General features: G+C 70.9%; 5 protein-coding genes. 4 read left to right on the top strand and 1 reads right to left on the bottom strand.

The window, feature by feature from the left end; all coding sequences use genetic code 11:
• Positions 1 to 1,497, bottom strand: a 1,497-nt coding sequence (locus ACGF5T_RS31395) for a beta-ketoacyl synthase N-terminal-like domain-containing protein (RefSeq protein WP_361014663.1), incomplete at its 3' end; no start/stop codon positions are given.
• Positions 1,498 to 2,155: 658 nt separating this feature from the next.
• Between ACGF5T_RS31395 and ACGF5T_RS31390 the strand changes: the two genes are divergently transcribed.
• Genes ACGF5T_RS31390 through rfbA form a run of 4 tightly spaced genes read left to right on the top strand, consistent with a single transcriptional unit; the run spans position 2,156 to position 6,010 of the window.
• Positions 2,156 to 3,367: a cytochrome P450 gene (locus tag ACGF5T_RS31390; protein WP_366769366.1), complete on the top strand. Its 1,212-nt coding sequence runs from the start codon at positions 2,156 to 2,158 to the stop codon at positions 3,365 to 3,367.
• A complete protein-coding gene (locus ACGF5T_RS31385; RefSeq protein ID WP_366769368.1) occupies positions 3,358 to 3,921 on the top strand; it encodes an FdtA/QdtA family cupin domain-containing protein in 564 nt (187 codons plus the stop codon). The genes ACGF5T_RS31390 and ACGF5T_RS31385 overlap by 10 nt, the downstream gene beginning before the upstream one ends.
• Entirely contained in the window at positions 3,918 to 5,105 is a 1,188-nt protein-coding gene (locus ACGF5T_RS31380; protein ID WP_366769365.1) for a DegT/DnrJ/EryC1/StrS family aminotransferase, read from the top strand. Before ACGF5T_RS31385 ends, ACGF5T_RS31380 begins: the two co-directional genes overlap by 4 nt.
• 26 nt (positions 5,106 to 5,131) lie before the next feature.
• Positions 5,132 to 6,010: a glucose-1-phosphate thymidylyltransferase RfbA gene (gene rfbA / locus ACGF5T_RS31375; protein WP_366769364.1), complete on the top strand. Its 879-nt coding sequence runs from the start codon at positions 5,132 to 5,134 to the stop codon at positions 6,008 to 6,010.
• Positions 6,011 to 6,042: the final 32 nt, after the last annotated feature.

Below are 6,042 nucleotides of genomic sequence, written 5' to 3'. Positions count from 1 at the left end.
CACAGCACGACGCTCGAAAAGCGTCCGCGTCGAGACCAGCGAGAAAGCCACATCCCGCAGATCCACACCCGACCGCCCCACCAGCTCACGCAACCCCGCCGCCTGCGCCCGCAACGCCCCCTCCGACCGCGCGGAAAGCACCAACGGCGGGACACCCGTCAGTGAGTCAGAGCCGGATTCAGCGCCGGAGTCAGCGCCGGAGCCGGAGTCGGCCACGACCGGGACAGGCCGGGCCAAGTGCTCCAGCACCACATGGCAGTTCGTGCCACCGATCCCGAAGGAGCTGACGCCCGCCAGCAGAGGTGCGCCGCCCAGCGGCAGCTCGGCCGCGGTGGTCTGCACCTTCAGTCGGAGCCGGTCCAGAGGGATGGCCGGGGAGGGGGTGGCGAAGTTCAGCGAGGCGGGAAGGGTGCGTTCCCGCAGGCACAGTGCGGCCTTGACCAGGCCCGCGATGCCGGCGGCGCCCTCCAGGTGGCCGATGTTGGTCTTCACCGAGCCGACCAGCAGGGGCTCGTCGGCCGGCCGGCCGGAGCCGTGCACCGCGCCGAGGGCGTGTGCCTCGACCGGGTCGCCCACCGGGGTGCCCGTGCCGTGCAGTTCGACGAAACGTACCTCGGCGGGGTCGACGCGGGCCTCGGCGCAGGCGGCCCTGAGCACCGCCTCCTGTCCCTCGCGGTCGGGAGCGGTCAGCCCGGGGCCGCCGCCGTCGTTGCCGACGGCGACGCCGCGCACCACGCAGTACACGGGGTCCCCGTCGGCCAGGGCGTCGTCGAGGGGCTTCAGGACGACGGCGGCGCCGCCCTCACCGCGGACGTATCCGTTGGCGCGGGCGTCGAAGGTGTGGCAGCGGCCGTCGGGTGAGAGGGCGCCGAGGCGTTCCATGGCGGCCGTTCCCTCGTCGGCGAGGACGAGGTTGACGCCTCCGGCGACGGCGATGCGGGACGTGCCGGCCCGCAGGCTCTCGACGGCGAGGGCCACGGCGACCAGGGAGGACGACTGCGCGGTGTCGACCGCGAGGCTGGGGCCGCGCGTCCCCAGGACGTAGGAGAGCCGGTTGGCGAGCATGGCACGCTGGAGGCCGGTGGCGGTGTGGGCGCCGACCGGTGCGCCGGCGCGGTGCAGCAGGGTGGCGTAGTCGTCGTGCATGGCCCCGACGAAGACGCCGACCGCCTCGCCGCGCAGGGAACCGGGGACGATGCCGGCGTCCTCCAGGGCCTCCCAGCCGAGTTCGAGCATCAGGCGCTGCTGGGGGTCGGTCTCGGCGGCCTCGCGGGGTGACATGCCGAAGAAGGCGGCGTCGAAGTCGCCGGGCGCCTCGATCATGCCGCGCCGACGGCCGTCGGCGTCCCGGCCGATCGCTTCCCTTCCGTCGGTCAGCAGTTTCCAGAATTCCGCGATTCCGGGTGCGCCGGGAAATCGGCACGCCATTCCGACCACGGCAACGGCGTCGGAGCGGTCGCCACTTCGGGAAATCGCGAGTTCTTCAGACACCTGCATCCCTCATATGTTCGCCGTACCACGCCGTAGCTTTTCTGCCTTTTCTTGATCTTCATGAGCGTACAGCGGGCGAACTGCCGGGCGACAGGAGCGACCGACGAACGACAATCAATTGTGTCAAGTTCGTAGGTGCCCGCGGATTCTCTTCGCACGGCAGCACAGGGCAATCGCACGGCATCGCACGGCATCGCACGGCATCGCGGGGCAGCCCACGGGGTCGCCCGGCGCGGCCGGCGTCCCCCCGGGGGTCGGGCGAGTTCGCCGGGCACGGCCTAGGGGTGGCTTGGACATCGAGCCAGGTCAGCTGGGTCGATGCCCCGACGCCCGACCGGTCACGCTAGGCCGCGCACGGCTGTCCACGGCACCCGGATATCGGGCGGATATCGGACGAGCGGGCAAGATTTCAGCACCGAGCGGCCCGGGACAACGAATTCGGGACGAATATGTCAGGTCTCCCCGAGCCCTCCGCCCTGCCCCGTCCCCGCCGCTCGCGCGCCGCCCGGACCGACATCTCGGCCGCTTTTTCAGACGGATACTCATTGTGTCAGGTCCGCCTTGCCGACATTCTCCGGCGATTCCTAAGCTCTGCCGGTAACCGGGACCGGAACCACCGTGCCGCGCGTTCGGTCCACACACCGCTTTTCGAGGAGTTCGACTGATGCGTGAGGCCGTGACGGGACCGATGGAGCTGAGCAAGGACGCGGACGCCCGGGGGCTGCTCGACTGGTTCGCGTACAACAGGACACGTCATCCGGTGTTCTGGGACGAGACCCGGCAGGCGTGGCAGGTGTTCGGCTACGACGACTACGTGACGGTGTCGAACCACCCGCAGTACTTCTCCTCGGACTTCAACATGGTGATGCCGACGCCGCCCGAACTGGAGATGATCATCGGTCCGGGCACGATCGGCGCGCTGGACCCGCCCGCGCACGGGCCGATGCGCAAACTGGTGAGCCAGGCCTTCACCCCCCGGCGGATCGCCCGGCTGGAGCCCAGGGTGCGCGCGATCACCGAGGAGCTCCTGGACAAGGTGGGGGAACAGGACGTCGTCGACGCCGTCGGTGACCTGTCCTACGCACTGCCGGTCATCGTGATCGCCGAACTGCTGGGCATACCCGCCGGCGACCGCGACCTGTTCCGGGAGTGGGTCGACACCCTGCTGACGAACGAGGGCCTGGAGTACCCGAACCTCCCGGACAACTTCACCGAGACGATCGCGCCGGCCCTCAAGGAGATGACCGACTACCTCCTGAAGCAGATCCACACCAAGCGGGACGCGCCCGCCGACGACCTGGTCAGCGGGCTGGTCCAGGCCGAGCAGGACGGCCGTCGGCTGACCGACGTCGAGATCGTCAACATCGTCTCCCTGCTCCTGACGGCCGGACACGTCTCGTCCAGCACCCTGCTGAGCAACCTCTTCCTCGTCCTGGAGGAGAACCCGCGGGCGCTGGCGGACCTGCGGGCCGATCGCTCCCTGGTGCCCGGGGCGATCGAGGAGACGCTGCGCTACCGCAGCCCCTTCAACAACATCTTCCGGTTCGTCAAGGAGGACACCACCGTCCTGGGTCCGCTCATGGAGAAGGGCCAGATGGTGATCGCCTGGAGCCAGTCCGCCAACCGGGACCCCCGGCACTTCCCGGACCCGGACACCTTCGACATCCGCCGCTCGGACGGGACCCGGCACATGGCCTTCGGGCACGGCATCCACCACTGCCTGGGTGCCGCCCTCGCCCGCCTGGAGGGCAAGGTCATGCTCGAACTCCTCCTGGACCGGGTCGCGGGCTTCCGCATCGACCACGAGCACACCGTGTTCTACGAGGCCGACCAGCTCACTCCGAAGTACCTGCCCGTCCGGGTCGACTGGAACTGACCCCGAGGGTCCCGTCCCGGAGTCCGGGGCCGTCCCGAACCGGCCGGCCCCGGACCTCACGACCGCCCGATCACGACCGCCCGATAAGGAGCGCCGCCATCGCCGAGAACACAGCCGAGCCTCCTGCCCGGCGGGTCGGCAGGATCAAGCCGTGCCGGCTGATCAGGCTGGAGCAGCACATCGACCCGCGCGGCAGCCTCTCCGTGATCGAGTCGGGCGTGACCGTGGACTTCCCCGTCCGACGCGTCTACTACATGCACGGACAGACCCAGTCCTCGCCCCCGCGCGGCCTGCACGCGCACCGCACCCTGGAGCAGCTCGTCATCGCCGTCCACGGCGCCTTCTCCATCACCCTCGACGACGGCTTCCAGCACGCCACCTACCGTCTCGACGAGCCCGGGGCCGGGCTCTGCATCGGGCCCATGGTCTGGCGCGTCCTGAAGGACTTCGACCCCGACACCGTGGCGCTGGTCCTCGCCTCGCAGCACTACGAGGAGTCGGACTACTACCGCGACTACGACACCTTCCTGCAGGACGCACGGAGCCTGACATGACCATCCCCTTCCTCGACGCGGGCGCCGGCTACCGGGAGTTGCGGGACGACATCGACGCGGCGCTCCGGCGGGTGGCCGCCTCCGGCCGCTATCTGCTCGACGCGGAACTGGCCGCCTTCGAGGAGGAGTTCGCCGCGTACTGCGCCAACGACCACTGCGTGGCCGTGGGCAGTGGCTGCGACGCGCTGGAGCTGTCCCTGCGGGCGCTGGGCATCGGTCCCGGGGACGAGGTGGTGGTGCCCGCGCACACCTTCATCGGGACCTGGCTGGCCGTGTCCGCCACCGGGGCGCGGCCGGTGGCCGTCGACCCCACGCCGGACGGGCTCTCCCTCGACCCGGCGCTGGTGGAGGCGGCCCTCACCCCGCGCACCAGGGCCCTGATGCCGGTGCACCTGCACGGGCACCCGGCGGACCTCGACCCGCTGCTGGCGATCGCCGCACGGCACGGCCTGGCCGTGGTCGAGGACGCGGCCCAGGCTCACGGGGCCCGCTACCGGGGACGCCGGATCGGCTCGGGTCATGTGGTCGCGTTCAGTTTCTACCCCGGCAAGAACCTCGGTGCCATGGGGGACGGCGGCGCGGTGGTCACCGGGGACTCCGGTGTGGCCGAACGCATCCGGCTGCTGCGCAACTGCGGCTCCCGGGAGAAGTACCGGCACGAGGTGCGCTCGACCCACTCCCGGCTCGACGAGTTCCAGGCGGCCGTGCTGCGGGCCAAACTGCCGCGGCTCGACGCCTGGAACGCCCGCCGGGCCCGCATCGCCGAGCGGTACGGCCGGGCCCTGGGCGCACTGCCGCAGCTCGCCCTCCCCGTGGCCGCTCGCTGGGCCGACCCGGTGTGGCACCTGTACGTGATCCGCTGCGCGGAGCGCGACGAGCTGCGCCGCCGACTGGACCGGGCCGGGGTGCAGACCCTGATCCACTACCCCGTGCCCCCGCACCGGTCCCCGGCCTACGCCGACGACCCGGCGGGCGCGCCGGAGGGGGCCCACCCGCTCAGTGAACGCCTGGCGGCACAGAGCCTGAGCCTCCCCCTGGGACCGCACCTCGGGGAGGACGAGGCCCGCGCCGTCGCGGCGGCGGTCCGGGCGGCGTCCGCGGGGCTGGCGGCGTACCCGACAGGGCCGGCGGCGTACCCGACGCCGGACGGCCAGCGTTTTCCTCTAGTGACGGAGAAACGATGACCGAGGTCATGTCAGGGCGTCCCGGAATGAAAGGGATCATCCTCGCAGGCGGCGGAGGAACCCGCCTCCGCCCCTTGACCGGCACGCTGTCCAAGCAACTGCTGCCCGTCTACGACAAGCCGATGATCTACTACCCGCTGTCCGTCCTGATGCTGGGCGGCATCCGGGAGATCCTCGTCGTCTCCTCCACCCAGCACATCGAGCTGTTCCAGCGGCTGCTGGGCGACGGCTCCCGGCTCGGTCTGGACATCACGTACGCCGAGCAGGCGGAGCCCGAGGGCATAGCCCAGGCCATCACCATCGGCACCGACCACATCGGCGACTCCCCGGTCGCGCTCATCCTGGGCGACAACATCTTCCACGGCCCCGGCTTCTCGGCCGTGCTGCAGGGCAGCATCCGCCACCTCGACGGCTGTGTGCTGTTCGGCTACCCGGTCAGCGACCCCAGGCGCTACGGCGTCGGCGAGATCGACGACCAGGGCGTGCTGCTGTCCCTGGAGGAGAAACCCGCCCGTCCCCGCTCCAACCTCGCCGTGACCGGCCTCTACCTCTACGACAACGACGTGGTCGACATCGCCAAGAACATCCGTCCCTCCGCGCGCGGCGAGCTGGAGATCACGGACGTCAACAAGGCCTACCTGGAGCAGAAGCGGGCCCGGCTCATCGAACTGGGCCACGGCTTCGCCTGGCTGGACATGGGTACCCACGACTCCCTCCTCCAGGGCGGCCAGTACGTCCAGCTCATCGAGCAGCGCCAGGGCGTGCGGATCGCCTGCATCGAGGAGATCGCCCTGCGCATGGGGTTCATCGACGCCGACACCCTGCACCGGCTCGGCAGCGAACTGGGCACCTCCGGATACGGGGCGTACCTGATGGAGGTGGCCACCCGTGCAGGCACCGCATGAGACCCCGCGCGGGCCCGCCCGCACCGCCGGCC

It is taken from the genome of Streptomyces sp. NPDC047853 (assembly GCF_043204535.1).
GTDB lineage: Bacteria > Actinomycetota > Actinomycetes > Streptomycetales > Streptomycetaceae > Streptomyces.
This window is presented reverse-complemented; position numbering and strand designations above follow the sequence as displayed.